At 70.8% G+C, this 23,677-nt stretch carries 20 protein-coding genes; 8 read left to right on the forward strand and 12 right to left on the reverse strand.

Features of this window, described 5'->3' with window-relative positions:
* From KUM49_RS19315 to KUM49_RS19325, 3 genes are all read right to left on the reverse strand, one after another.
* A complete protein-coding gene (locus KUM49_RS19315) occupies positions 1–1,119 on the reverse strand; it encodes an ABC transporter permease (RefSeq protein ID WP_217238098.1) in 1,119 nt (372 codons plus the stop codon).
* Between the two features lies 1 nt (position 1,120).
* Complete coding sequence (locus KUM49_RS19320; protein WP_217238099.1) at positions 1,121–2,686, reverse strand: sugar ABC transporter ATP-binding protein; 1,566 nt, start codon at positions 2,684–2,686, stop codon at positions 1,121–1,123.
* 63 nt (positions 2,687–2,749) lie between these two features.
* Positions 2,750–3,892 carry a substrate-binding domain-containing protein gene (locus KUM49_RS19325; protein ID WP_217238100.1) on the reverse strand — a complete coding sequence of 381 codons (1,143 nt, stop codon included), beginning with the start codon at positions 3,890–3,892 and terminating at the stop codon, positions 2,750–2,752.
* Positions 3,893–4,332: 440 nt separating this feature from the next.
* Between KUM49_RS19325 and KUM49_RS19330 the strand changes: the two genes are divergently transcribed.
* Genes KUM49_RS19330 through KUM49_RS19345 form a run of 4 tightly spaced genes read left to right on the forward strand, consistent with a single transcriptional unit; the run spans position 4,333 to position 7,331 of the window.
* Complete coding sequence (locus KUM49_RS19330; protein WP_217238101.1) at positions 4,333–5,739, forward strand: SRPBCC family protein; 1,407 nt, start codon at positions 4,333–4,335, stop codon at positions 5,737–5,739.
* Entirely contained in the window at positions 5,736–6,056 is a 321-nt protein-coding gene (locus KUM49_RS19335) for a 2Fe-2S iron-sulfur cluster-binding protein (RefSeq protein WP_217238102.1), read from the forward strand. The genes KUM49_RS19330 and KUM49_RS19335 overlap by 4 nt, the downstream gene beginning before the upstream one ends.
* Before the next feature lie 3 nt (positions 6,057–6,059).
* Entirely contained in the window at positions 6,060–6,278 is a 219-nt protein-coding gene (locus KUM49_RS19340; RefSeq protein ID WP_217238103.1) for a transposase, read from the forward strand.
* 3 nt (positions 6,279–6,281) lie between these two features.
* Positions 6,282–7,331, forward strand: coding sequence for an NADP-dependent oxidoreductase (locus KUM49_RS19345; protein ID WP_217238104.1), 1,050 nt, complete (start codon positions 6,282–6,284; stop codon positions 7,329–7,331).
* A 61-nt stretch (positions 7,332–7,392) separates the two neighbouring features.
* On the opposite strand, the gene KUM49_RS19350 is transcribed toward KUM49_RS19345, so the two are convergent.
* The 8 genes from KUM49_RS19350 to KUM49_RS19385 form a co-directional block, all read right to left on the reverse strand.
* The gene (locus KUM49_RS19350; protein WP_374200176.1) at positions 7,393–8,535 is read right to left on the reverse strand and encodes a substrate-binding domain-containing protein; all 1,143 of its coding nucleotides are present in this window, start codon (positions 8,533–8,535) and stop codon (positions 7,393–7,395) included.
* Between the two features lie 79 nt (positions 8,536–8,614).
* Entirely contained in the window at positions 8,615–9,715 is a 1,101-nt protein-coding gene (locus KUM49_RS19355) for an ABC transporter permease (RefSeq protein WP_217238106.1), read from the reverse strand.
* Entirely contained in the window at positions 9,712–11,268 is a 1,557-nt protein-coding gene (locus tag KUM49_RS19360) for a sugar ABC transporter ATP-binding protein (protein WP_217238107.1), read from the reverse strand. The genes KUM49_RS19355 and KUM49_RS19360 overlap by 4 nt, the downstream gene beginning before the upstream one ends.
* Positions 11,269–11,326: 58 nt before the next feature.
* Positions 11,327–14,257, reverse strand: coding sequence for a SpoIIE family protein phosphatase (locus KUM49_RS19365; protein WP_374200177.1), 2,931 nt, complete (start codon positions 14,255–14,257; stop codon positions 11,327–11,329).
* Positions 14,258–14,402: 145 nt separating this feature from the next.
* Positions 14,403–14,717 carry a putative quinol monooxygenase gene (locus KUM49_RS19370; protein WP_217238109.1) on the reverse strand — a complete coding sequence of 105 codons (315 nt, stop codon included), beginning with the start codon at positions 14,715–14,717 and terminating at the stop codon, positions 14,403–14,405.
* Between the two features lie 74 nt (positions 14,718–14,791).
* The gene (locus tag KUM49_RS19375) at positions 14,792–16,564 is read right to left on the reverse strand and encodes a PEP-utilizing enzyme (protein WP_308406663.1); all 1,773 of its coding nucleotides are present in this window, start codon (positions 16,562–16,564) and stop codon (positions 14,792–14,794) included.
* A complete protein-coding gene (locus KUM49_RS19380; RefSeq protein ID WP_217238110.1) occupies positions 16,561–17,352 on the reverse strand; it encodes an SDR family NAD(P)-dependent oxidoreductase in 792 nt (263 codons plus the stop codon). Before KUM49_RS19380 ends, KUM49_RS19375 begins: the two co-directional genes overlap by 4 nt.
* A 29-nt stretch (positions 17,353–17,381) precedes the next feature.
* Positions 17,382–18,647 carry an aromatic ring-hydroxylating dioxygenase subunit alpha gene (locus tag KUM49_RS19385; RefSeq protein WP_217238111.1) on the reverse strand — a complete coding sequence of 422 codons (1,266 nt, stop codon included), beginning with the start codon at positions 18,645–18,647 and terminating at the stop codon, positions 17,382–17,384.
* A gap of 249 nt (positions 18,648–18,896) precedes the next feature.
* On the opposite strand from KUM49_RS19385, the gene KUM49_RS19390 reads away from it, so the two are divergent.
* The 4 genes from KUM49_RS19390 (at position 18,897) to KUM49_RS19405 (ending at position 22,962) form a co-directional block, all read left to right on the forward strand.
* The gene (locus KUM49_RS19390) at positions 18,897–19,406 is read left to right on the forward strand and encodes a VOC family protein (RefSeq protein ID WP_254401408.1); all 510 of its coding nucleotides are present in this window, start codon (positions 18,897–18,899) and stop codon (positions 19,404–19,406) included.
* A gap of 97 nt (positions 19,407–19,503) precedes the next feature.
* Complete coding sequence (locus KUM49_RS19395) at positions 19,504–20,514, forward strand: thiamine pyrophosphate-dependent dehydrogenase E1 component subunit alpha (RefSeq protein ID WP_254401409.1); 1,011 nt, start codon at positions 19,504–19,506, stop codon at positions 20,512–20,514.
* A 5-nt stretch (positions 20,515–20,519) separates the two neighbouring features.
* On the forward strand, positions 20,520–21,545 hold the full coding sequence (locus KUM49_RS19400) for an alpha-ketoacid dehydrogenase subunit beta (protein ID WP_217238112.1): 1,026 nt from the start codon (positions 20,520–20,522) through the stop codon (positions 21,543–21,545).
* Positions 21,546–21,549: 4 nt separating this feature from the next.
* Positions 21,550–22,962: a 2-oxo acid dehydrogenase subunit E2 gene (locus tag KUM49_RS19405; protein WP_217238113.1), complete on the forward strand. Its 1,413-nt coding sequence runs from the start codon at positions 21,550–21,552 to the stop codon at positions 22,960–22,962.
* Between the two features lie 94 nt (positions 22,963–23,056).
* Here the strand turns inward: KUM49_RS19405 and KUM49_RS19410 are convergent, their stop codons facing one another.
* Positions 23,057–23,665, reverse strand: a complete 609-nt coding sequence (locus tag KUM49_RS19410; RefSeq protein ID WP_217238114.1) for a TetR/AcrR family transcriptional regulator — start codon at positions 23,663–23,665, stop codon at positions 23,057–23,059.
* Between the last annotated feature and the right edge of the window lie 12 nt (positions 23,666–23,677).

Here is a 23,677-nt window from a genome sequence, read left to right on the forward strand (position 1 = left end):
TCAGGCCTCCTGGTCCGGGGCGGGCACTCTGGGAGCCTCGGCGACGCCACCCGGCTTCCGACGGCGAAGCACGGCCGGCAGCGCGATCCGGCCGCCCGTGAGGACGAGCGCGACGATCAGGACCGAGCCGGTGAACAGGCTCGCGGCCCACTGCGCGCTGGTGGCGAGCCCGAGCCCGGTGATGCCGGTGCCGAGCAGGAGCACCGCGATCACGGTGCCCCAGGCGTTGAAGCGGCCCGCGCGCAGTTGGGTCGCACCGACGAAGGCCGCCGCGTAGGCCGACAGCAGGTACGGCGTTCCCGCGGTCGGCGACCCGGATCCCACGGAGGACACGAAGACGACTCCGGCGAGACCGGAGAGCAGCGCGGACGCCACCAGGGTCAGGAATCGCAGCCGGTCGGTGCGTACGCCCTGCAGCCGTGCCGCGTCCGCGTTGAAGCCGGTCGCGTACAACCGGCGTCCGGTGGCGGTGTGTTCCAGCAGGAACCAGATGGCCGTCGCGGCGAGGACCAGATACAGCACCGGCAGCGTGATGCCGCCCGCGTCGAGCTGGGCGATGCTCGCGAACGGCTTGGCCAGCAGCTTCACGCCGGTGATGGAGCTGTCGTTGGTGACCATGGTGATCAGGGACTGGATCAGTGCGCCGGTGGCCAGAGTCGCGATGAACGAGTCGACCCGCAGCACCACGACCACGATTCCGTTGATCAGCCCGATCAGCAGGGCGGCGGTCATCGCCAGGGCGATCGCGGTGCCGGCGCCGAGACCGGTGGTGACCATGAAGTAGGCGGTCAGCACACTGGTGAGGGACATGGTGAAGGCGACCGACAGGTCGAAGACGCGTGCGGCCAGCGGAAGGACGACGCTGAGCGCGACCAGCCCGGCGACGGCGTTGCCGTTGAGGACCTGCTTGACCGTGGTGACGGTCGGGAACGTGTCCGGCGCCCACACGGAGAAGAGCACGGCGATCAGCAGCCACACGTAGACGGCGCCGATGTTCCGGAAGGACAGGGCGGCCACTGCGCGCCGGCCCAGTGCGCCCGGTGCCGCCGCGGCGGACACCGCGGGGACGTCCGGTCCGGTCGGCCGGAGCTCCGCGGGCCGGGTCGGGGTGGATGTCATGTCACTCGGTTCCTTCCATGGCGTGGACCAGCGCGGGCTCGGTGATGTCCGGGCCGCTGATCTCCCGTACGATCCGGCCGTCCCGTATCACCAGGACACGGGTGCACAGCGCGAGCAGGTCCTCGGTGTCGGAGGAGGACACGATCACGCCCATGCCGGCGTCGGCCTGACGTTCGATCAGGTCGTACAGCTGGAGGCGGGTGGCGATGTCGACGCCCGCCGTGGGTTCGCACAGCACGAGCACCGGCGGCTGCTGGGCCAGGCAGCGGGCCATGACGACCTTCTGCTGGTTGCCGCCGCTCAGCGTGGTGATCCGGGCCCCGCGCCCGGCCGTTCGCACGCCCACCCGCTTGATCCATTCCTCGGCGAGCGAGGATTCGCGGCGGCGGTGCAGCCGTCCGGCCCGGGCACGCAGCCGGTCGAGCAGCGGGAGGGTGAGGTTCTCCCCGACGGAGAAGTCGCCGATGACGCCCTCGCCCGCCCGGTCCGCGGGGACCAGCGGGATACCGAGCCCACCGGCGTCCTTGGCGCCGGCCCACCGCTGGGAGCGCTCCGGCAACCGCACCTTGCCGCGCACCGGGCCGGTGTACGCCCCGCACACCGCGTACGGCACGACTTCGTGGCCGGAGCCCACCAGACCGGTGATGCCCAGCCGTTCCCCCTTGGCCAGGGTGAAGCCGATGCCGCGCAACGGGCCGGCCCACAGGTCGCGGACCTGCAGGACGGGCTCGGGGGCGGCGGAAGGCAGCCGCGGCCGGTAGGTGGTCTCCATCTCCTCGCCCGCCATCAGTTCCGCCAGCGAGCGGGGGGTGAGTTCGGCGACCCGGCGGGTGGCGATCCGGCGTCCGCCGCGGATCACGGTGACCCGGTCGGCCAGCGCGAAGATCTCGTCCATGCGGTGCGAGACGTACAGGACGCTGGCCCCGGTGGCACGGATCTCCCGCACGATGTCGAAGAGCCGGGCCACCTCGCCGGGCGGCAGCACGGCGGTCGGCTCGTCGAGGACCAGGACGCCACGGCGGCCCTCCCAGCCCTGCAGGGCGGCGGCGATGGCCACCACCGCGCGTTGGACGGGCGTGGCCGTCGACAGGGGGCGTCGTACGTCGATGCCGAGGCCGAACCGTTCGACCAGCGCGGTCGTCCGGCGCTCCATCTCCGACCAGTGGATGTTGCCGAGGGCCGTGCGGGCGAAGCCGCGGCTGAGGGCGAGATTGTCGGTGGCGCTCAGCTCGCCCACCAGTCCCAGCTCCTGGTGGACGAAGCGGAGCCGGTCGTGCCGGGAACCGGTGACCTGGCCCAGGCCGAACGGCTCACCGTCGAGTTCGGCGACCGCCCCGGGCTCGGCGTGGTGGTAACCGGCGAGGATCTTGATGAGAGTGGACTTGCCGGAGCCGTTGGGCCCGATCAGCGCGTGGATCTCGCCAGGGGCGATGTCCAGGTCGACGTCCTCGAGCGCCTGGGTGCCGCCGAATCGCTTCGACAGCCCGGACACCCGCAGGACGGGTCGGTCGCTCTCATCGGTACCGGCCGACCCCCGCGTGGTCTCCTGTGACGTGTCAGCGTGCACCGCTGTTCCCTTCGTCGAATGGCGCCGCCGCCGGCACGTCGCCGGCGGCGGGGGCCGGGTCGGTCAGTTCAGGCCCCAGAGCGCCTTGAACTGCGCCTGGTAGTCCTCGACGAGCGGGAAGTCGTCGAGAGTGGCGACGAGATTGTCCTTGGTGATCAGCATGTTGGGCAGCACGGCCTTCTGGTTCACGTCCATGGACTGGCCGGTGAAGTGGCGGGCCAGCGCGTCGACCTGGAGCCAGGCGGTTTCGTGGGAGTTCAGGGCCATCGCGCCCTGGCTGAGGCCGCTCTCGATGTACTGGTAGTTCTGCGCGTCACCGACGTTCACGGCGATGCGCTTGTCGGTCACGCCGGCGGTCTTCAGCGCGGTCGGCACACCCACGTTGAGCAGGCCGAGCGAGAAGACGATGTGGGTCACCTTCGGGTGCGAGCGGACGTACGAGACCACACGGTCGGGCATGTCCTTGCCGATCGCGGTGATCGGCACGTCGACGGTGTCGAGCGCGCAGCCCTCGCACCACTTCTTGTACTGGGCGGCGAACGAGTCCTTGACGGGCTTGAGGATGCTGTAGGTGGGCAGGTCGAAGTAGACGGTGTTGGCCTTGGCGCCGCTGTCGGACACCACCCACGAGGCGAGCATCTCGCCCTGGACGCCGACGTCCTTCGGCCCGTTGTTGAGCAGTTCGATCCCGTCGCCCACCACGTCGTCGGCGTTCGACTGGATGACCGGGATACCCGCTGCCTTCAGCTTCGCCAGCTGCTTCGCGTACACCGCGCGCGGGAATCCGGAGGCGACGACGGCGTCCGGCTTGTTGCGCAGTGCGTGCTCGTAGGCGGCCTGGACGGACTCCGGCGTGCCCTGGGTGGGGAGCAGCTCGACCTTCCAGCCGAGCTGGTTGGCCCCGGCGGTGAAGAACTTGGCCAGGTCGCTGCAGGACTGCACACCGCACAGGATGAAGTCGATCTTCTTTCCCGTGGGGATCGGCTTGCCCACCGGTTCGGTGACCGGGATCTTGTCCGGACGCTTGGAGTACTTGGCCAGGGCGGTCCGGGCCGCGGTCAGGCCGGGGGAGTCTGAGGTCGCTTTGGCGGAGTCGGCGGCCGGAGTCGTGCCGGTGCCGCCGCAGGCCCCCAGGGCGAGCAGGGCGGAGACGGAGACGATCGCGGTGAGCGCGCGACGGACCGCGCGTGCGGGTCTGGAACTCATCGTTGAGTACTCCCGTGGTGTGGCGCCTGCGCTGCGGCGGCACGCGACGACGCTCCCGCGTCCGCGGCGGCCGGCTGTGTGCAGGCGGATTCTGTGCCGCCCATGCCGGGACGGCACGCTCAGGTGATCGAGCGGGCAGTGGGATCGCCGTCGTGGGGTACGACGCGGGCCGCCTGGGCAGGCGGGCGGCGCTGTGGCCGGGACGGGACGAACACTGTCCCAGGCCGGAGAGAAACTTGTGAGGCTCTACAGCCTCGGGTGCGACGGAGTGTGGCACGCGCTGTCGGCCTTGGGGAGGGGTCGGTCGTAACAAATTGGAGAGGGACCATGTCGATCCCCTGGGGATGGGGTTCTGTGGCGTCCTGGCGGAGCCGCGAGTATTGCTCCGAGCCCTGACTAATAACTACACTCACTCTAAAGTTTCTGGCTGAGGAGAGAAGATGGACGAAACGTCGGAGTTGGGCACGGCGCGGTGTCCCGGACCCAGCGTCCAGGACTACCTCGACCGGGACAGCCGACCGGTTCCCCCCGCCTTGAGGTACGTCAACAACGACTACCTCGGCAGCGAGGACATCGACACCACCCGCTTCACCTCCCGCGAATGGGCCGAGCGCGAGATGCGCCAGGTGTGGCGCCGCGTGTGGCAGTTCGCCTGCCTGGAGAGCGAGATCCCCGAGGTCGGCGACCACGAGGTCTACGAGATCGGCGACGACTCACTGATCATCGTGCGCACGGCGCCGGACGAGATCCGCGCGTACGTCAACGCCTGCCTGCACCGCGGCCGCAAACTGCGCACCGGCGGCGGCAACGTCGGAGAGTTCCGCTGCCCCTTCCACGGCTTCGCCTGGAACCTCGACGGCACGATGCAGACCCCGCCCTGCGCCTGGGACTTCCCCCATGTCACCCCGGAGAAGTTCGCGCTTCCCGAGGCCAAGGTGGCCACCTGGCGCGGCTTCGTCTTCATCAACATGGATCCGTACGCGGAGCCGTTCGAGAGCTACTGCGGCACCTTCGACGAGTACTACATCTGGCCGCTGCAGGACCGCTACAAGTCGCTGCACGTCGCCAAGGTGCTGCCCTGCAACTGGAAGATCGCCCAGGACGCGTTCATCGAGTCCTTCCACGTGATCGCCACGCACCCGCAGATGCTGCCCTGGCTCGCCGACGCCAACTCCCAGTACGACGTCATGGCGGACCAGCCCAACTGGAACCGCATGATCAACATCCAGGGTGCCCCCAGCCCGCACGTGGCCGACTCGGTCACGCAGGAGGACGTCCTGGAGACGTTCTACGGCTCGCGCGCGTTCTACGCGGCGGCCCAGGGCCGTGACCTGGTGATCCAGGAGGGCGACGAGATGCCCGCGATCCCGCCGGGCAGCACCGCCCGCCAGGTCCTCGCCGACCGGATGCGCGAACAACTGGCCACCACCTCGCACCAGGACTTCTCGCAGACCGCCGACACCGAGCTGATGGACGCCATCAACTACCTGCTGTTCCCCAACTTCAACCCCTGGGGCGGCGCCAAGTCCAACATCATCTACCGGTTCAAGCCCAACGGCCTCGACCCCGACTCCTGCACCGCCGAGATCATCTTCATGTCGGCCCCCAAGGAGCCCGGCAAGATGCCGCCCCCGGTCAAGATCCGCTGGGTGCCGGAGGACGTGCTCTTCGCGGACATCCCCGAACTCGGCGTTCTCGGACCCGTCTTCGACCAGGACTGCGAGAACCTCCCGTACGTCCAGCAGGGACTGAAGACGATGCGCAAGCCGGGCATCACCCTGGCCAACTACCAGGAGAGCCGCATCCGCCACTTCAACCAGACGCTCGACCAGTGGATGAGCAAGTGACCGAGACCCACCGGGTGGCGGTCCGGCCCTCAGGAGTCGAGCTGGAGGTGCGGGACGGCGAGGACCTGTTCAGCGCCGCCCAGCGGCTCGGCTACCGCTGGCCCACCGTCTGCGGGGGCAAGGCCACCTGCCGCACCTGCTTCGTGGAGGTCGAGGAAGGCGCCGACAACTGTTCGCCCGTGGGCCCGTTGGAGCGCGAGGGCATCGAAGCCCTGCGCAAGCCGGTGGACGGCTTGACCCGGCTCGCCTGCCGGCTCCAGGTCGAGGGCCCGGTGACCGTGACCAAACGCGGCGTACGCCGCAGACCGCAGGAGTGAGCCGTGAGCGCCAAGCAAGTGACCCATCCGCTGACCGGGCAGGTGTACCGGCTCACCGAGGACGGGCTCGTGGAGGTGACCGACCCCAAGACCGGGGCGCAGGGCATCTTCGACTTCCAGGCCCGCTGGCAGTCCGGCGAACTGCGCCACGCAGACCTCCAGATGGCCGGCTGGGTCGGCCGCCTCGCCCAGCGGCGCGGCACCCGACCGCCGGAGGCGTGAGCGGTGCCGCCCCGTACCACCCGGGTGGTCTGCCTGGTGCGCCGGCCCGAGGGAGAGCCGACGCTCGGGGACTTCGCCGTCGAGGAACGCCCGCTCCCGCCGCTCGGCGAGGGACAGCTGCTCGTCCGCAACCTCTACATGAGCGTCGACCCGTCGATGCGCGGACGGCTGGAGAGCACCGAGAAGCACTACACGCACAACTTCACCCCCGGATCACCGCTGGACGGCCGGGCGCTCGGCGTCGTGGAGGAGAGCCGCTGCCCCTCCGTGCCGCCGGGCACGTTCCTGCGCCACCAGCTCGGCTGGCGGGAGTGGGCCGTCCTCGACCCGGCCGACACCGACGCCGCGGGCCGCATCGACCCGGAACTCGCCCCGCTGCCCACCTGGTTGGGGCTGCTCGGACAGACCGGCTTCACCGCCTACGTCGGCCTCGCGCGGATCGCCGGGGTGCGGCCCGGCGACACCGTCTTCGTGTCGGCGGCGGCCGGGGCCGTGGGCACCGCCGCCGGACAGTTCGCCCGGCTGCTCGGCGCCGAGTACGTCATCGGGACGGCCGGTGGAGCGGACAAGTGCGCCCTGCTGGTCAAGGAGTTCGGCTACGACGCCGCCGCCGACTACCGCGCCGGGCCGGTGCGCGACGCCCTGGCACAGCTGGCGCCCGAGGGCGTCGACGTCTACTTCGACAACGTCGGCGGCGAGCAACTGGCCGCAGCCCTGCACGCGTTGCGGACGGGCGGCCGTGTCGCTCTGTGCGGCATGATGTCGCAGTTCGGCGGCGAGCGGCGGTCCACCGACATCAACCAGCTGATCCAGGCGGTCCTCAAAAGGCTCACGCTGCGCGGCTTCATCGTCCGCGACCACGAGGACCTGCGGCCGGAGTTCGAGAGCCGCGTCGCCGACTGGCTGCGCTCGGGCCGCGTCACCGCCCGCGAGACGGTGACGGACGGCCTGGACAGCGCGGCACAGACCCTGCTGTCCCTGCTGGCCGGTGGCAACGTCGGCAAGATGCTGGTCCGGCTGGCCGAGGATCCGTACAGCCGCTTGCGCGCGTAGAGGGCGTAGAGACGACGGGAGACGCAGGATCCGGTCACGCACGACGCGTGACCGACGGCTCTCACCTGCCCCAGATCCTCCGGTACGCCTCGCGGTAGCCGGGTGGGTCCCAGGTCGTCGCTCCGCCGCTGTTGGCGGCCGTGGAGATGTGGACCGGGGCGACGTATCCACTCGCGGGCTCGCCGGCGAAGGCGCGGTTGAACTCGTCGACGATCTGCCAGCCCTGTTCGGCGAGCGGTTCCGGGACGGTGGCTGCCTGGAACTGCTCGCTGTTGATGCGCTGGAAGGCCGACGGGTCGCCGTCTCCGGCGCCGATGTTGAAGGGGGGACCGGAGCCCTTCCTGCCGGCCTCGCGCAGGGCGGGCGCCGCGTCGGCGAAGTAGAGGTCGTTGATGGCCACGGAGTATGTCCACCTGCTGCCGAAGCGGGAGATGAGGGAGGAGACCTCTTGGGGGGTGCGGCTGCTCGCGTCCGGGATGGGGATGTTCTCGGACGCCAGGAGACGTACGTCGGCACAGGTGGCCAGGTGCTTCTCGATCAGTTGGGACTTGTTCCTGGCGAAGGGGATCGAGGCGTCGGTGAAGACGACGACCCCCGCCCGGCCGCCTGAGTGCGCGATGACCCAGTCGGCGCTGATCTGCGCCACGTCCTCGACCTTGGTCGTGACGTTGGTGAAGAGCTTGGGCTGCCTGCTCGGCCCCGGGGAGCCGACCGCGTGCCAGCCGATGAGCGGGATGCCCGCCGCGTCGGCCCGCGCGAGCTGGGCCGACGTCGCATTGGGGTCGAAGCCGCCGAGGACGATGCCGGAGGGCCTGACGCCGACCGCCTGGCTGAGGGCCGCCTGGATGCCGGCGGGAGTGCCCTGCCCGTCGATGACCCTGACGTTCCAGCCGATCACCTTCGCGGCCTCCCGCAGCCCGCCGGCGACGCCCGCGACTCCGGGGTTGGTCATGGTCTGTGCGACGTAGACGATCGTTTTGTCCGGCACGGCCGCGGGACCGGTGGTGGGGCCGTTCCAGGAGACGTCCGCCTTCTCGGCCCGCCGGACGGCGGATCTCGCCTCCGCGAGGGCGGCCGGGCAGCCCGCCGTGACCCCCTCGGTGGGGCTTTCCGGGCCGGTGGACGAGCCTCGCTCACACCCGACGACGGTGACGACGACCGTGGTCAGGGCCACGAGGGCCGGGGCGGTCCTGCGGTACGAGATCACGGGTGCTCCTTGCTGTGGTGACGGCGACGGGCGGAGGCGTCCGCAGGTCAGGGAGGGACGCGGAGCGGGCCACGGGCTACGGAACGTCCTGGGCCTCCTGGGAGGTGCCCGCCACCTTGCCGCCCCGACGGTTCGCGGCGGCGCCGGAGCGCAGCCGTCGGCGGGCGGAGTACCCGGCGAAGCCGACGGCGAGCAGCAGGGTGGCGCCGTTGAACAGCGGGGTGACCCAGAACTGCGCGCCGAGCTGGCCGATGCCGGCCAGCCCGATGGCGAGGATGGCGACCGCCACGAGGGTGCCCAGGGCGTTGGGGCGCCCGGGTCTGACTGCGGTGGAGCCGAGCAGGGCCCCGACGAAGGCCGGCAGGAGGTAGTCCAGGCCGACACTGGGGTTGCCGATCTGCTGCTGCGCGGCGAGCAGGACGCCGGCGAAGCCGACGATCAGACCGGACAGGGCGAAGGCGTAGACGCTGTAGCGGCGCGTGGGGATGCCGACCAGGTCGGCGGCCCGGGGGTTCGAACCGATGACGTAGAGGTAGCGGCCCAGCGGCAGGCGCTCCAGCAGCAGCCAGAGCACGACGACCAGCCCGAGGACGTAGAACGCGGGCACCGGCAGACCGAGGAACGTGGAGTCGTAGAGGTCGGTGAAGGCCGGCGGCAGTCCGTTCGGCCCGGAGACGATGCGGGTGCCGCCGGTGACCCAGCCGGTGACGGCGTACAGCACGCTGCCGGTGCCGAGGGTGGCGATGAAGGAGTCGATCCGGGCGAACTCGACGACGACGCCGTTGAGGACGCCGACGACCGCTCCACCGATGATCACCATCGCGCAGGCGAGCGGCCAGGACCAGCCCTCGCTGACGATCAGCTGGAGCACCATGACGTGCGCGAGGCCGAGACCGTAGCCGATGGACAGGTCGAACCGGCCCGTGACGATGGGGACCATCGCGCCGAGCGCGAGGATCGCGGGGACCGACTGGTTGGACAGGATCGAGGAGATGTTGTCGAGGGTGGGGAAGGTGTCGGGCAGTGCCAGGGAGAAGACGAGGAAGAGCAGGACGGTGAGTGCGAGCAGTCCGTACGCGCCGATGAAGTGTCCGGGGGAGCGCCGCGGCCGTGATCGGGGAGCCGGTGACGCGGACGTCGGCCGGGCCGTCCGGTCGCCCGTCGGTTCCCCGCTCATCCGTCCGTCTCCGTCCCGGTGAGGGGCGGCACGGCGGACGCGGCGTGGGTGAGCCGGGTGACGGTGAGGGCTTCACCGGTCAGCTCGGCCGCCACGGTCCCGCGGACGAACACCAGGGCGCGGTGGCACACGTTCGCGACCTCCTCGAAATCGGTGGAGATGAGCAGGACGGCGAGCCCGGCGGCCAGCTCCTCGTCCAGCAGGCGGTAGATCTCCGCCTTGGCGCCCACGTCCACGCCGGCCGTCGGCTCCTCGAGGATCAGCAGCCGGCGCCTGCTGCGGAGCCACCGGCCGAGCATGACCTTCTGCTGGTTGCCCCCGGACAGGACGGCGATCGGTGTCTCGCTGTCGTGGGGGTGCACCCGGAAGCGTTCGACGAGAGCCGTGGCCCTGGCGCGCTCGCGCCGGGGGCTGATCCAGCGCGGCCCCGGCAGGCCGTGGGCGCGGGGGTTGGCGAGCAGGTTCTCCCGTACGGTCAGTTCGGCTGCGCACCCCTCCTCCAGCCGGTTGCTGGTCACGAAGCCGACACCGGCACCGACGGCGGCGGCGACCGTACGCGGACGGTAGGGCCGCCCGTCCAGCAGCACGTGCCCGCCCACGAGGGGCCGGACCCCGGCCAGCGCCCTGCCCAGGTCCATGTGTCCGGCGCCGATGAGGCCCACCATGCCCAGGATCTCGCCGGGGCGCAGTCGGAGGTCGACCGGGCCGGCGTGCTCGGTCCGTACACCGTCGAGGCGCAGGACGGCGGGGGCCTCGGGGCCGGGAGCGGCGGCGGCGGGTGGTCGGCGAGCCGGGTCGCGGCCCACGATGTCATGCACGAGGCGAGCGGGACTGTGGCCGGCGAGTGGGCCCTGGCTGATGATCCGGCCGTCGCGCAGGACGGCGAAGGAGTCGGCGACCTGGTACACCTCGTCGAGCCGGTGGCTGACGTAGACGATGCCGTGACCGCGGTCGCACAGCTCGCGCAGGACGCGGAAGACGCGGGCACAGTCGGCCGCGGGGAGGCTGGCGGTCGGCTCGTCGAGCACGAGGAGTTCCGCACGGGTCGACAGGGCCCGCGCGATGGCGACCAGCGAACGTTCGGCGCGGGTCAGGTCGGCGATGCGGGCCTCGGGAGCGAGATGTCCGGCGACGATCTCCAGGGCCTCCACGCAGCGCTTGCGAGCCGTCCGCCAGGAGATCAGCCCCCGGCGGCGCGGGTAACCGGTGCCCAAAGCGATGTTCTCGGCGACCGTCATCCACTCGACGAGACCGAGGTCCTGGTGGATGAAGGCCATGTGCCGGGAGGCCGCGGCCGTGCCGAGCGGGTGGCCGGCCACGGTCACCTCGCCCTCGTCGGCGCGATGGACACCGGCGAGCACCTTGATGAGGGTGGATTTACCGGCGCCGTTGGGGCCCAGAAGGGCGAGGACGGCACCGCGCCGGACGTCGAGGTCGACCTCGGCCAACGCGCGAGTACCGCCGAACCGCTTGCCGAGACCCCTGATCCGGACCAGAGGGTCCTGGCCGCGGCCCACGGATCGGCTTGTCGGGGCGTCGGGAGCGTCGTGCACAGACTCTCTCCGGGGATCGGCTTCCGTGTTCCTTCCCGACTGCACCGGATCGGCTCACCTATTCGATGTCGGGAATATCATCCCAATCTATCCCGGCGACCGTCGGCATTCCTGTAGGGACATCCAGAGCGCACTCGGCCCAGATGACCTTGCCGCCGTCGGTGTAGCGGGTCCCCCAGGCCTGAGCGAGCTGGGCGACGAGGAACAGGCCGCGACCGCCCTCGTCGGTGGCGGCCGCGTGACGCAGCCGGGGAGCGGTGCTGCTGGTGTCGGAGACCTCGAAGATCAGGGCGCGGCCGTGGATCACGCGTACCTGCAGGGGGCCGCTGGCGTGCCGGATGGCGTTGGTGACCAGCTCGCTGAGCAACAGCTCGGCGGAGAAGACGGCCTCGTCGAGCCCCCAGTCGGTGAGCCGGCGGGTCACGTCGGCGCGCACGCCGGAGACGCGGGCCGGGTCGGCGGGGAGGTCCCAGGTGGCGATCCGGTCGGGGGCGAGGGTCTGGGTGCCGGCGACGAGCAGCGCGATGTCGTCGGCGGGGTGGTCGGGCACCACGGCGTCCACCACTGCCTGGCAGGTGTCCTCAGGGGAGGGACCGGACCGGGCGAGGGCGTCCCGCAGCTGGTCGAGGGCCGTGTCGATGTCGCGGTGGCGGTCTTCGATGAGCCCGTCGGTGTAGAGGACGAGCCGGCTGCCTTCGGGGACGTGGATCTCGGCGGTCTCGAAGGGCAGGCCGCCCAGTCCGAGGGGCGGTCCGGCCGGCAGGTCGGGAAACGTCACTGTGCCGTCGGGGTGGACCAGCGCGGGTGGGGGGTGGCCGGCGCGTGCCAGGGTGCACAGCTGCGAGGTGGGGTCGTAGATGGCGTACAGGCAGGTGGCGCCGATGATGCCGGTGCCGTCGGTGCCCGGTTCCTCGCCGCCTTCGTCCCGGTCGAGGCGGGCGACGAGGTTGTCGAGCTGGGTGAGGACCTCGTCCGGTGCCAGGTCCAGCTCGGCGAAGTTGCGTGCGGCGATACGCAGTCGGCCCATGGTGACGGCGGCGTGCAGGCCGTGGCCGACGACGTCGCCGACGACAAGGGCGACGCGGGTGCCGGACAGGGGAATGACGTCGAACCAGTCGCCGCCCACTCCGGACTCGGCGGGCAGGTAGCGGTGGGCGACCTCGACGGCGTCCTGCTCGGGCAGGCGCTGCGGAAGCAGACTGCGCTGCAGGGCCAGGACCATGCTGTGTTCGCGGGTGTAGCGGCGGGCGTTGTCGATGCAGACGGCGGCACGGGTGGCGAGTTCCTGGGCCAGCGAACGGTCGTCGTCCCCGAAGGGGGCGCGCTCTCGCGTGCGGTAGAAGCTGACGATGCCCAGGACGACGCCGCGGGCGAGCAGCGGGGCGCTGATGAGAGAGCGCAGCCCGTACGAGAGAAGGCCTCCGGTGCGCTCCGGGCCCTGGGAGAACCGGCCGGCGGTGACCCTCAGGTCGGGTTCCAGTACTGCCTGTCCGTCGGCCAGGCAGCGGAGCTGGGGAGTGGCGGGACGTAGGTGGATCCGTTCGCCGAGCGCCTGGAAGGGGCCGTCGTCGCGGATGCCGTGGATCACCCGGCGGTGCAGGTCGGTGCGGGGATCGGCGGACTCCTCGCCTCGCAGTACCGCCTCGGGCAGGTCGATGGTGACGAAGTCGGCCAGGCGCGGCACGGCCATCTCGGCGAGTTCGCGGGCGGTGCGGGGCAGGTCCAGTGTGGTGCCGATGCGGGCGCTGGCCTCGGACAGCAGCTCCAGGCGCTGCCGTGCCGCGACGGCGTGCATGCCCACGCCCGGTTCGCCCAGCAGCACCAGCCGTCCGCCGGGCACGCCGTCGGTGCCGCCGTCGATGCTGCCCGGCGCGCCGGCCGGCTCGGCCGTGCGGGCGGTCGTGAGCGGCGCCTGCGCCCCGGTCTGCGCGTGGGTGGTCCCGAAGGGCGTGAGGTCGGCCAGGCGTCCGGTCGGCGGGACGGCGGGTGTGACGGCTTCCCGTGCCGCGGGGCCTTCCTGCGCCGGGTGGCCCAGTTGCGCACCCGGGTGCGTGAGTGCCGCGAGCCGTTGCCCCGGTGCGTCGTCGGTGAGGACCGCCTCGACGGCGACGCCCGCCACACCGGCGGCGCTCGTCACGACATGGCTGAGCAGGACGACCCGCCGGCCGTCCGAGAGGGTCACCTCGACGCCGGCCCGCTGGGCCGAGGCGATCAGCTCGGCGGCCTTCTCCGTGAGGACCGTCTGATCTCGCCGGTTGAGGCCGCTGTGGACCAGCTCGTCCACCGGGACCAGGTGCCCGTCGCCGCCCGCCGCGCCGGCCCGCACCCGGCGCCTGGCGTCGAGATACGCGCTCAGCAGCCCACGTTCTCGCGCCGAGTTCTCCGCCAGGAGCCGCCGCTCGATGGCGCCTGCCGCCTCTCGTATCACGGTGTCCATCGCGGGATCCACGTCGGTGCGCGGACAACCGAGGGAGAGGATGCCCTCGACGCCTCCGCTGAGCAGATCACGCACGGGGATCGCCGAGCAGGCATTCGCCTGTGAGCGCTCCGCGAAGTGCTCGGCGCCGTAGACCTGGCACAGCCGCCGTTCCGCGAGCGCGATGCCGATGCCGTTGGTTCCGGCGACCTCCTCGGCGAACACGAACCCCGGAATCCTCTGGATGGGGGCGAGTTGCCTGGCCATGGACGCCTCACCGAAGCGGCGCTGCAGCACCGTCCCGTCGGCGTCGGCCAGAGCCACGTTCATGCGGCGGCCAGCGAACCTGGACTGCAGCCAGTCGAGCACCGGACCGGCCGCGTGCACGAGCCGGCTGTCCAGATCGACGTCCTCGCGGTAGGGGAGCTCGGTCTGGTCCGGGGAGAGCCCGAGCAGGACGGAGCGCTGCCAGGAACTCAGGATCAGGTCCCGCACGCCTCCCTCGACCAGTCCGCCCTCCAGGAATCGCTCACGGGCACGTGAAGGACCGCTGGAATCCCCCACAAACCCCATGCGGATCACTTCCCTCATCGGACCGTGGTCGGCTACCGCCCGGTCGCTCGCCGTTCGAGAAGCCGCCCGCTCTCATGTAGATATTAGAACTATGTCCATGAGTAAGAGTATTTCGCCCATTTGAAGAAGAATTTCCAGGGGGCGGCTAGCGCATGGACCGCGACGCCGCGACGCTGAAGATCTTCAGGGAGACCCCCACCCGGGTCAGCCCGGACGTGGCCGCGCGGAAGTCCTTGATGTGCGCCGTGGTGAAGTGCTCGTCCAGAGACTGCTGGGACACCCAGCGCTCGAAGACCCGGATCCGGCGTTCGTCGGAGGGGTCCGCGGCCATGGCGTAGTCCAGACAGCCGGGCTCCTCCTCGCGGGTGCGCTGCCCGACCTCGACGAGATGCCTCAGCATCGGGTCACGATCCGACGGCTCGTAGTCCATCCAGCCGGCGACGATGATTTCCTCTGCCACGGTGGTCCTTTCCGTACTCATGCCCGTGGGCCCGCCGCCCTCTGTCAGGAAGGAACGACGGGCCCGCGGGCCGTTCAGATGGCGAGTGCCGCCGGGACGCTGTCCACGGTGACCGTGCCCTTGGTGCCGTCGACCGTGATCACCATGCCGTCCCGCAGCCGCTGCGTACCGCCTTCGACGGAGATGACGGCCGGGATGCCGAGCTCGCGGCAGACCACGACGGCGTGGCTGTTGAGCGCGCCCACATCCACGACGGCCGCTCCGGCCACCAGGAACAGCGGGGTCCAGGCGGCGTCCGTGATCGGCGCCACCAGCACCTCGCCCGGCTCCAGCGCCTCGCACGAGGCAGGGTCGGTGACGACCCGTACCCTGCCGGTGTACGTGCCGTGGCTGCCACCGACGCCCTTGAGGACATCGCCCCCGACAGCGGCCGCGGTGTGCTCGTCGCTGCGCCGCGGCCAGCTGTCGATCTCGGTCCGGGAGTCGTCCGCGATGAAGAACGGCGGTTCCAGTTCGCGGAGCTCGCCGTACTCCTGAAGCCGCTGGGCGATGACGGCGCCGAAGCGGTCCGGATCGGCGACATAGTCGTCGAGTTCGGTGTCCAGCAGCATCATCACGTCTTCGGGGTGCGCGAAGCGTCCTGCCTCGACACCGCGGCGGCCGAGCTCGCGGATCGCCATCCGGATCTCGTTGATGACGGTGACGCAGTTCGCCTTGGTGCGCTCGCGCGCCGGGATCCACACGTTGGACGCGTGCATCCCGGCGTCGAACATCGGCTGCGCGTCCGCGGGCAGGGCACCACGGACCTCCGCGGCAATCGCCTGACGGTGTGCCGTGAGCCGCTCGTGCCGGGCGGCCGGAGAATCGCCGTCGGAGCTGTGCCGGATCCGGTCGACCAGGGACAGTGCCTGGATCGGGGCGGCCTCCCACGACAGCGCGTGGATGTCCCACTCGTTGGGGCCGCGGTCGCCGGACTCGGCGAGGAACTCGTCGAACGAGTCCCGGAACGCCTTCACGTCCCCGGTCCCTCCTTCGAGCGCCTGCTCCACAGCGGACGGACCCTGGTCGAACAGTGCCGTCAGTTCGGCGGAGGCCGCCACCTGCCGGGACAGCGTCCACAGACCCGCCGAGGGGCCGGCCGAGTCCACGTCCCCCAGACCGCTGATGAGGTCCAGCATCGCGCCGGGGCGATCGATGCTCGCGCACAGCGGGCCGAGGATCGCCGGTCCGACCGAGGCGGGCAGCGTCGACTCGACATGCCGCTGGAAGGTCGTCTCGACGTCGTCGAGCATACCGCGGGCACGCGCCGTCAGTTCGGCGTCGGACAACTGCGTCAGGTCGGGCCGCTCGCGGCGGATCCGGCGCAGCCGCTCATGGTCGGCGTCGCCCTCCGGGTAGCCGGTCTGGCCGAGCATCTGCTGGAGAATCCCGCCTGCCTTGGCCGTCAGCTCCGCGTCCTGGTCGTCGGGGTGCGCCACGTACACCGGGGTGTCGGAGCGCTGGCCGACGAAGGCCGTGTCGATATCGGCCGCGGTCTGGCCCATGCGGATGCCGAACAGCCGCAGGTGCGAGAGGTTGAGGTAGAAGTAGCCGCCGAAGATTCCGACGAACGGAGGCCGGGTGCCGGCGATCTCCTCCTCGCGGTAGATGCTGAAGTCGATGAAGCCGCGGCGCCAGCCCTGCAGACCGCGCCCCCAGACCAGGCTCCAGCCCAGCGGACTGGCCGGCTCCGGCAGGGTCTCGCCCGCGTTGGCCCGGGTGTAGTGGGGCAGTCGCTCGCTGCGCTGCCAGTCGGTGATCCAGTGCTTCATGGCGATGGGTCTCCCGCCGTCCGTTCCCTCGCTCACCACTGTGACGTTCCACCGTCGACGCTGATCAGCGTGCCCGTGATGCCCGCTCCCGCGTCGCTCGCGAGCAGCGAGGCGACGCCCGCGATCTGCTCCACGGTGGTGATCTTCTTGGTGGCGGCGTGCTCGGCGAAGCGGCCCAGCCACTCCCCGTACGAGATGCCCTCGGCCTCGGCCGCGGCGGGGCCCGCGGCCCGCATCAGGTCGGTGTCGACGGCGCCGGGACAGATGGCGTTGCAGGTGATGCCCTGCGTGCCGTACTCGAAGGCGGTCGCCTTGGTCAGGCCGTGGATGGCGTGCTTGTTGGTGATGTAGTGGCTGATCGCCGGCTTGTTGGCCTGCTTGCCCTCGACCGAGGAGATGTTGATGATGCGGCCCCAGCCGCCCTCCAGCATCTTCGGCAGCGCCCGGCGGGTGCCGTAGAAGTAGGCGTTGAGGTTCAGGTTGAGGGCGTTGTGCCAGGCCTCGTCGCTCAGCTGGTGGACCGGGGCGAAGCCCGAGGTGCCGCCGACGTTGTTGACCCAGATGTCGAGCCGGCCGAAGCGCTCGGCCGCGAAGTCCGCCAGCCCCTCGATCTCCTCCTGGCTGTTGGCGTCACAGGGGTGGAAGACGGCTCGGTCCCCGGCTCCCAGCTCTTCCAGGGCCTGCTTGCCCTTGACTTCCGAGCGGCCGCTGATGACGACCGTGGCCCCGTCGGCCAGGAAGGCTTCGGCGATGGCGCGGCCGATACTGCGTGTGCTGCCCGTGATCACCGCGACACGTCCGTCGAGGCTGCCCGTAGCCACCATGCTGTTCTCCTGCGAGTGCTGTGGATTCGTCACTTGGACGCTTCGTCCAAGAGGCTGTGGATGGTGCGGTGGAAGTGCTGGAGTCCGGGCTCGTTGCGTCCGAAGACGAAGTCGGTCCCGTCCAGGGCCTTCAGGCCCCGCTGGACGCCGTAGGTGGTCGCGTAGTCCTCGTCGCGGACCACCTCGTAGAACCACTCGCCGAACTCGTCGGCGGCGTGGCGCTCCTCCTCGGTGACGGCCGGCTCGCGCAGCAGGATGATCTGCTGGGTCACCGACTCGGTGGCCGTACGGGGGATCACGATGGAGACGGCGATCTTGTTGCGCCAGGTGCCGGCGATGGCCAGGCCGGGGAAGAGCCAGTAGATGGCCCCGACGAGGTCACCGGGGTCACGCTGGTCGGCCGGCACGTCCACCGCGTCGGCGATGGGCCGCAGCGCCGACGCGAGGCGCTGGTGAGGGCCCCAGGTGTCGTGGGCCATCATGTTGGAGAAGTTCGTCTCGAAGACCGTCTTCGGGTGCAGCGACGCGAAGTGGTACGTCTCCAGGTACCCGTCGAGGGTGACCTTCCAGTTGGGGCTGAGCAGCTCACGGCTCGCGTAGTGGTGGCAGTCCGCGAAGCGGAGCCCCTCGAGCAGCGGCTGCAGATCTCCCAGCCAGGCGTCCAGGTCGGGCTCGGCGGCCGGGTCGAGTGACACGAAGACGATCCCGGCGCGTTCACCGGCGGGAAGCCGCACCAGGCTGCGTCCCTCGCGCGGCACGTCACCGAAGGTCTTTTCGGCGTACACGCCGCGCAGCTCCCCCGCCAGGTCGTAGGACCAGGAGTGGTACGGGCAGGTGATCCGCTTGGACACACCGCATCCCGGTTCGACGAGCTGGGCGCCGCGGTGGCGGCAGGCGTTGATCATCGCGTGAACGACGCCCTGCCGGTCCCGCGTGATCAGAACGGGGATGCCGAGCACGTCCAGGGCCTTGTAGGTGCCCGGTCCGGGAAGCTCACAGGACATCGCCAGCGGCAGCGGAACACTCCGGTGGACGGCGTCCATCTCCCGATGCCAGCGGTCGGCGTCGAGGTAGTTGGCGACCGGTTCCGTCCACTGCTCCTCGGCCTCGTGCGTCGTGTTGTCACGGTAGTGCTTCATGACACGCTCGACGAGTTCGGCCGCCTCCCGCCGCATGGCCGTGCCTGCGGCGTCGGTGGAGCGGTCCTGGCCGATCCACGAGTTGTATTCCGGCGCCGGAGGTGGCTGACGATCGGCGTCTGTCGCCCGGATCTCCGGTGAACTGGTCTGGACCACGGTGTCCTCACAATCCTCCCAGCCGCGAGCTGATGAGGGGCTGATGCCGCGGCGGCTGGGCTGTGAGCGACACGACAACAGGGGTAAGTGTTGTCTGTCAATAGAAAGTGCGGAAGTGGCAGCTCAGTGCCCCGCAGGTCACATCGCCTTCGCCCGGGACAAAAGGGTCCAGGCGTGAGGCGATCTTTCTATTGACCGGCTCCAGTTGCCGGAGTGTGATGGCCGCACACTCGACGGAGAGGCGGTGCGATGGCCGACGACAGGACCGATCCGGGGCCCGCGGCGCGGGCGCGTATGACCGAGCCGTTCGAGGCGGGAGTCGTCGTACGGGACCTGGAGCTGATGGAGCGCTTCTATCGCGACGTGCTCGGCTGTGTCGAGGTGCACCGCTCCCGCGTCCCGGCGTCCATCGGCATCCCGGCGGGGCTCGGCGACGAACTGCTCGTCGTCTGGCTCCAGGTGCCCTCCGGGGGCACCGTCAAGCTGATCCGGCCTCGGTTCGCCCCGGCTCCCGTCCAGTCCGCCCTGTCGCTGACCGCGCGCCGGGGGCTGTCGTACCTCACCTTCCATCTGGACGACATGGACCCGCTCGTGACGGCTCTGGCGGCCGGGGGAGCCCGACCGCTCTCGGACCCGGTCGTCGTGTGGGCGCGCGGTCGCCGGATCAGCTTCTGGGCGGATCCGGAGGGCAACGCGCTGGAGCTGGTCGACCAGCGCGGAGGGGTTCGGAAGACGGTCGGCCCGGGCCGTAGTAATTAGAGAACCTCTTCAGTAAGGTGCCCCTGCTGGTTACTGTAGACCGGCACAACAAAGTCCGATTGCTGTGATCACCTCGCTCGGGGCGAAGGGGCGGACGATGGCTCAAAGGGCATCGAAGAAGTCGGCCGATCCGGTCGCGAACCAGGCATCCGCGCAGGTCGTCAGGGATCTGCACGAGCGCATGGTGCGCATCCGCCTGTTCGAGACCGAAGCCGGAAAACTCATGGAGGCCGGCAAGCTGCCGGGCTTCCTCCACCTCTACGTGGGTCAGGAGGCCGTTGCCGCGGGCGTGATGGCAGCCCTCCGCGACGACGACCAGATCACCTCGACGCACCGGGGACACGGCCACGCCGTGGCCAAGGGCGTCAGCTTCAAGCACATGTACTCCGAGTTGTACGGCCGCGTCACCGGCGCCTGCCTCGGCCGCGGCGGCAGCATGCACATCAACGACGTCACCCTCGGCATGCTCGGCGCCAACGGCATCGTCGGCGCCGGCATCCCGATCGCCGTCGGCGCCGCCTTCGCCGCCCAGTACCGGGGCGAGGACAACATCGCCGTCACCTTCTTCGGCGACGGCGCCACCAACATCGGCAGCTTCCACGAGGGCGCCAACATGGCCGCGATCCTGCGCCTGCCGGTGTTGTTCATCTGCGAGAACAACGGCTACGCCGAGTTCACACCGCAGTCGAAGCACATGCTGATCACCGACGTCGCCGACCGGGCCGCCTCCTACGGCATGCCCAGTGTGATCGTCGACGGCATGGACGCGCTCGCCGTCCACGAGGCCACCCTCGAAGCCGTCGCCCGCGCCCGGGCCGGCGAGGGCCCCATGTTCATCGAGGCCAAGACCTACCGCTACTACGACCACCAGGGCGTCAAGGGACTGCGTCACCCCTACCGCTCGGACGCGGAGGTCGAGGAGTGGAAGGCCCGCGACGCGATCGACCTGCTGGAGGCCCGGGCCATCGCCGACGGCACCGCCACCCGCGCCGAGCTGGACGACACCTGGCAGCGCACCCGCGACGAGATCGCCGAGGCCATCGCCTACGCCGAGGCCAGCCCGCTGCCAGACACCGCCGACCTGCTCCTCAACGTCTACTCGGGATGAGCGCCATGACCACCATCACCGAAGCTCCGGCCCCCGCTCCGGGCGGCACGGGCCGCAAGCTCAGCTACGTCAAGGCCTTCAACGAGGGCCTGGCGCAGGTCATGCGCGAGGACGAGAACGTCTTCGTCGCCGGCGAGGACGTCGCCGGGTACGGCGGTGTCTTCCGTATGTTCGACAACCTGCTCGACGAGTTCGGCCCCCGCCGCATGATCGACACCCCGATCTCCGAGGCCGCGCTCGTCGGCCTGGGCGTCGGCGCCGCCGCCCGGGGGCTGCGCCCCGTCGTCGACCTGATGTTCATGGACTTCATCGGCGTCTGCCTGGACCAGATCGTCAACCAGGCCGCCAAGATGAAGTACATGTTCGGCGGCTCCGTCTCGGTGCCGCTCACCATCACCACCGCCTCCGGCGCGGGCCTCGGCGCCGCCGCGCAGCACAGCCAGAGCCTGGAGGCATGGCTCGCGCACGTGCCCGGCCTCAAGGTCGTGATGCCGTGCGACGCCTACACCGCCAAGGGCCTGACCGTCTCCGCGATCCGGGACAACAACCCGGTCGTCGTCATGCTCAACAAGGTCCTGCTGGGCAGCAAGAGCGAGGTGCCCGAGGAGATCTACGGCATCCCGCTCGGCCAGGCCCACACCGCGCGGCAGGGATCCGACGTCACCGTCATCGCCCTGGGCCGCATGGTGGGCGAGGCCCTCGCGGCGGCCGAGGAACTGGCAGCCGAAGGCATCGAGGTCGAGGTCATCGACCCGCGCACCGTGCAGCCCCTGGACACCGAGACGATGATCGCCTCCGTGCGCCGCACCAACCGGGTCCTCGTCGTCCACGAGGCCGTCACCTTCGGCGGGCTCGGCGGGGAGATCGCCGCCCAGATCCAGGACGCGGCCTTCGACTACCTGGACGCTCCGGTCCTGCGCATCGGCGCGCCCTTCTCCCCGGTGCCGTTCTCCCCGGTGCTGGAGAAGGCCTATGTGCCCGACCAGGCCCGCATCGTGCGGGGCTGCCGTCGGCTCCTGGAAAGGTCGTGACGTAGTGGCGGTCGAGGTTCTGCTGCCGAAGATCGGCCTGACCATGCAGGAAGGCACGATCGACGAGTGGCTCGTGCCGACCGGCGGCTTCGTCGCGGAGGGCGAAGCGCTGCTGCGGCTGGCGACCGACAAGGTCGACGTCGATGTCGAGGCGGAGGCCGGGGGACTGTTCCACCCCGCCGTCCAGGCCGGGGCGACCCTTCCGGCCGGGGCGCTCATTGGCTGGCTGCTGGCCGAAGGCGAGCAGCCGCCGGGCCCGGGGGGCGCGCCGATGCCCGCCGGGCCCGGGTCCCTGGGCTCGGAGGCGGTGCCGGCCGCCGAGGGTGTCGCCTCCGTGGCGCCGTCGCCGGTCGGCACCACTGCTTCCGTTGGCCCGACAGGCCGGCTCCTGGCCTCCCCGAACGCCCGCCGGGTGGCGGCCGAGACCGGTGTCGACCTCACCGCCGTGCGCGGGACCGGGCCCGGCGGCCGGATCGTCTCCGAGGACGTGGAGGAGTACCTGCTCAGGCAGGCGGCACAGCCGCCTGCCGTCCTCGGGGCGGACCCGGTGACTCCGACCTCCCCCCTGGTACGCCGGCTGGCGAAGGAACGGGGCATCGACCTCGCGGACGTACGCCCCACAGGTGCCGGCGGGCGGATCAGGCGGGCCGACCTCGACGCCCTCACCCCGGCCGAAGCACCGGCACCGACTCCGGCGGCGGCCCGCCAGGCCAGCGCGTCGCCACGGCCCGGGGACGTCATCCCGCTCACCGGGATGCGCGGCGTCATCGCCCGCCGGATGCACGCCAGCCTGCAGGAGATGGCGCAGCTGACGCACGGCTACGAGGTGCGGATGGACGCCGTCGTGGCTCTGCGGGCCCAGGTGAAGCAGGAGTGGGCCGGCGGCGACCTGCCGGTGCCGAGCCTCAACGACTTCCTGATGAAGGCCGCCGCGCTGGCACTGCGGGAACACCCGCTGCTCAACGCGGGGGTGTTCGAGGACGGCGTTCACCTCTACGAGGGCATCCACCTCGGGTTCGCCGTAGCGGTGCCGAACGGCCTGCTCGTTCCGGTGATCGAGGAAGCGGTGGAGCTGCCGCTGCCCGAAATGGCCCGGAGATCAAGGGAGTTGGCGGAGAACGCCCGATCCGGCCGGATCTCCCCGGTGCTGCTGGAAGGCGCCACGTTCACCGTCACCTCGCTGGGCGGCTACGGCGTCGACTTCTTCACCCCGGTGATCAACCCCGGCAATGTCGCCATCCTCGGCGTGGGCCGGCTCAGGGACGGCGTCGAGTGGGTCGACGACCAACCGCGACGCACCCAGGTGCTCACCCTCAGCCTCACCTTCGACCACCGTGCCGTGGACGGGGCGCCGGCGGCCGAGTATCTGCGCACGGTCGGTGAGCTGCTGCGGAAACCGCTGCGGCTTCTGGTCTGACGGCCTCCCCGACCCGACTCCGCGCCCGTCGACCGTTTCCCACCCATCCGGTCGGCGGGCGCGGCCCGCTGTGTCCGGGCCCTGTCCGCGTCGGCTACTCGGCAGCCGGATCGGCGATCCGCTCGGCGAGACGGCCGACCTCGCGGAGGAAGGAACGGTGTCCGAGGGAGCGGTAGACGTCGTCCCCGCGGACCTGCGAGACCGCCGCGGTTTCGAGCAGTGCCAGCACCCCCAGGCCGATCACCGCCGCCTCCGCGTCCGTGACCGGTTCACGGCCCTTGCGGATCAGCCGTACCAGTTCCTCCAGCAACTGCGTCCGGATCTCGTGCCGCAGCGTCTCCGCCTCCTGGCTCATGCCGGCCGAGGAGACGAAGAAGACGGTCGCGGCGGACCGGTGCTCACCCAGCCAGACCACCAGCGCCGTGACGGTCGGGCCGATGTCCGCGCCGGGTTCGTGCGCCTCGGTGAGCGTCTCCACCTGCTCGCGCAGCGCGGCGGCGAACACCCGCATACCTTCCACCAGAACCTGGTCCTTGGAGGAGAAGTGGTAGTACACCGCGGCCGACGTCATCTCCGCCCGAGCCGCGATGTCCGCCACGGTCACCTCGTCCGGAGGCTGGGTGGCGAAGAGCTCCGTGGCTGCCTCGATCACCCACTGCCTGCGCGACGGGCGGTGAGCTGCGCGGGTTCCGGATGTAGTCATGGTGTCAAGTAT

The sequence above is a fragment of the Streptomyces sp. AC555_RSS877 genome (assembly GCF_019049245.1).
GTDB lineage: Bacteria > Actinomycetota > Actinomycetes > Streptomycetales > Streptomycetaceae > Streptomyces.

Coding starts and splice junctions, on each gene's coding strand:
- KUM49_RS19315 (WP_217238098.1), bottom strand. CDS start 1,119: ATGACATCCACCCCGACCCGGCCCGCGGAGCTCCGGCCGACCGGACCG.
- KUM49_RS19325 (WP_217238100.1), bottom strand. CDS start 3,892: ATGAGTTCCAGACCCGCACGCGCGGTCCGTCGCGCGCTCACCGCGATC.
- KUM49_RS19330 (WP_217238101.1), top strand. CDS start 4,333: ATGGACGAAACGTCGGAGTTGGGCACGGCGCGGTGTCCCGGACCCAGC.
- KUM49_RS19355 (WP_217238106.1), bottom strand. CDS start 9,715: ATGAGCGGGGAACCGACGGGCGACCGGACGGCCCGGCCGACGTCCGCG.
- KUM49_RS19365 (WP_374200177.1), bottom strand. CDS start 14,257: ATGGGGTTTGTGGGGGATTCCAGCGGTCCTTCACGTGCCCGTGAGCGA.
- KUM49_RS19380 (WP_217238110.1), bottom strand. CDS start 17,352: ATGGTGGCTACGGGCAGCCTCGACGGACGTGTCGCGGTGATCACGGGC.
- KUM49_RS19390 (WP_254401408.1), top strand. CDS start 18,897: ATGGCCGACGACAGGACCGATCCGGGGCCCGCGGCGCGGGCGCGTATG.
- KUM49_RS19395 (WP_254401409.1), top strand. CDS start 19,504: ATGGCTCAAAGGGCATCGAAGAAGTCGGCCGATCCGGTCGCGAACCAG.
- KUM49_RS19400 (WP_217238112.1), top strand. CDS start 20,520: ATGACCACCATCACCGAAGCTCCGGCCCCCGCTCCGGGCGGCACGGGC.
- KUM49_RS19410 (WP_217238114.1), bottom strand. CDS start 23,665: ATGACTACATCCGGAACCCGCGCAGCTCACCGCCCGTCGCGCAGGCAG.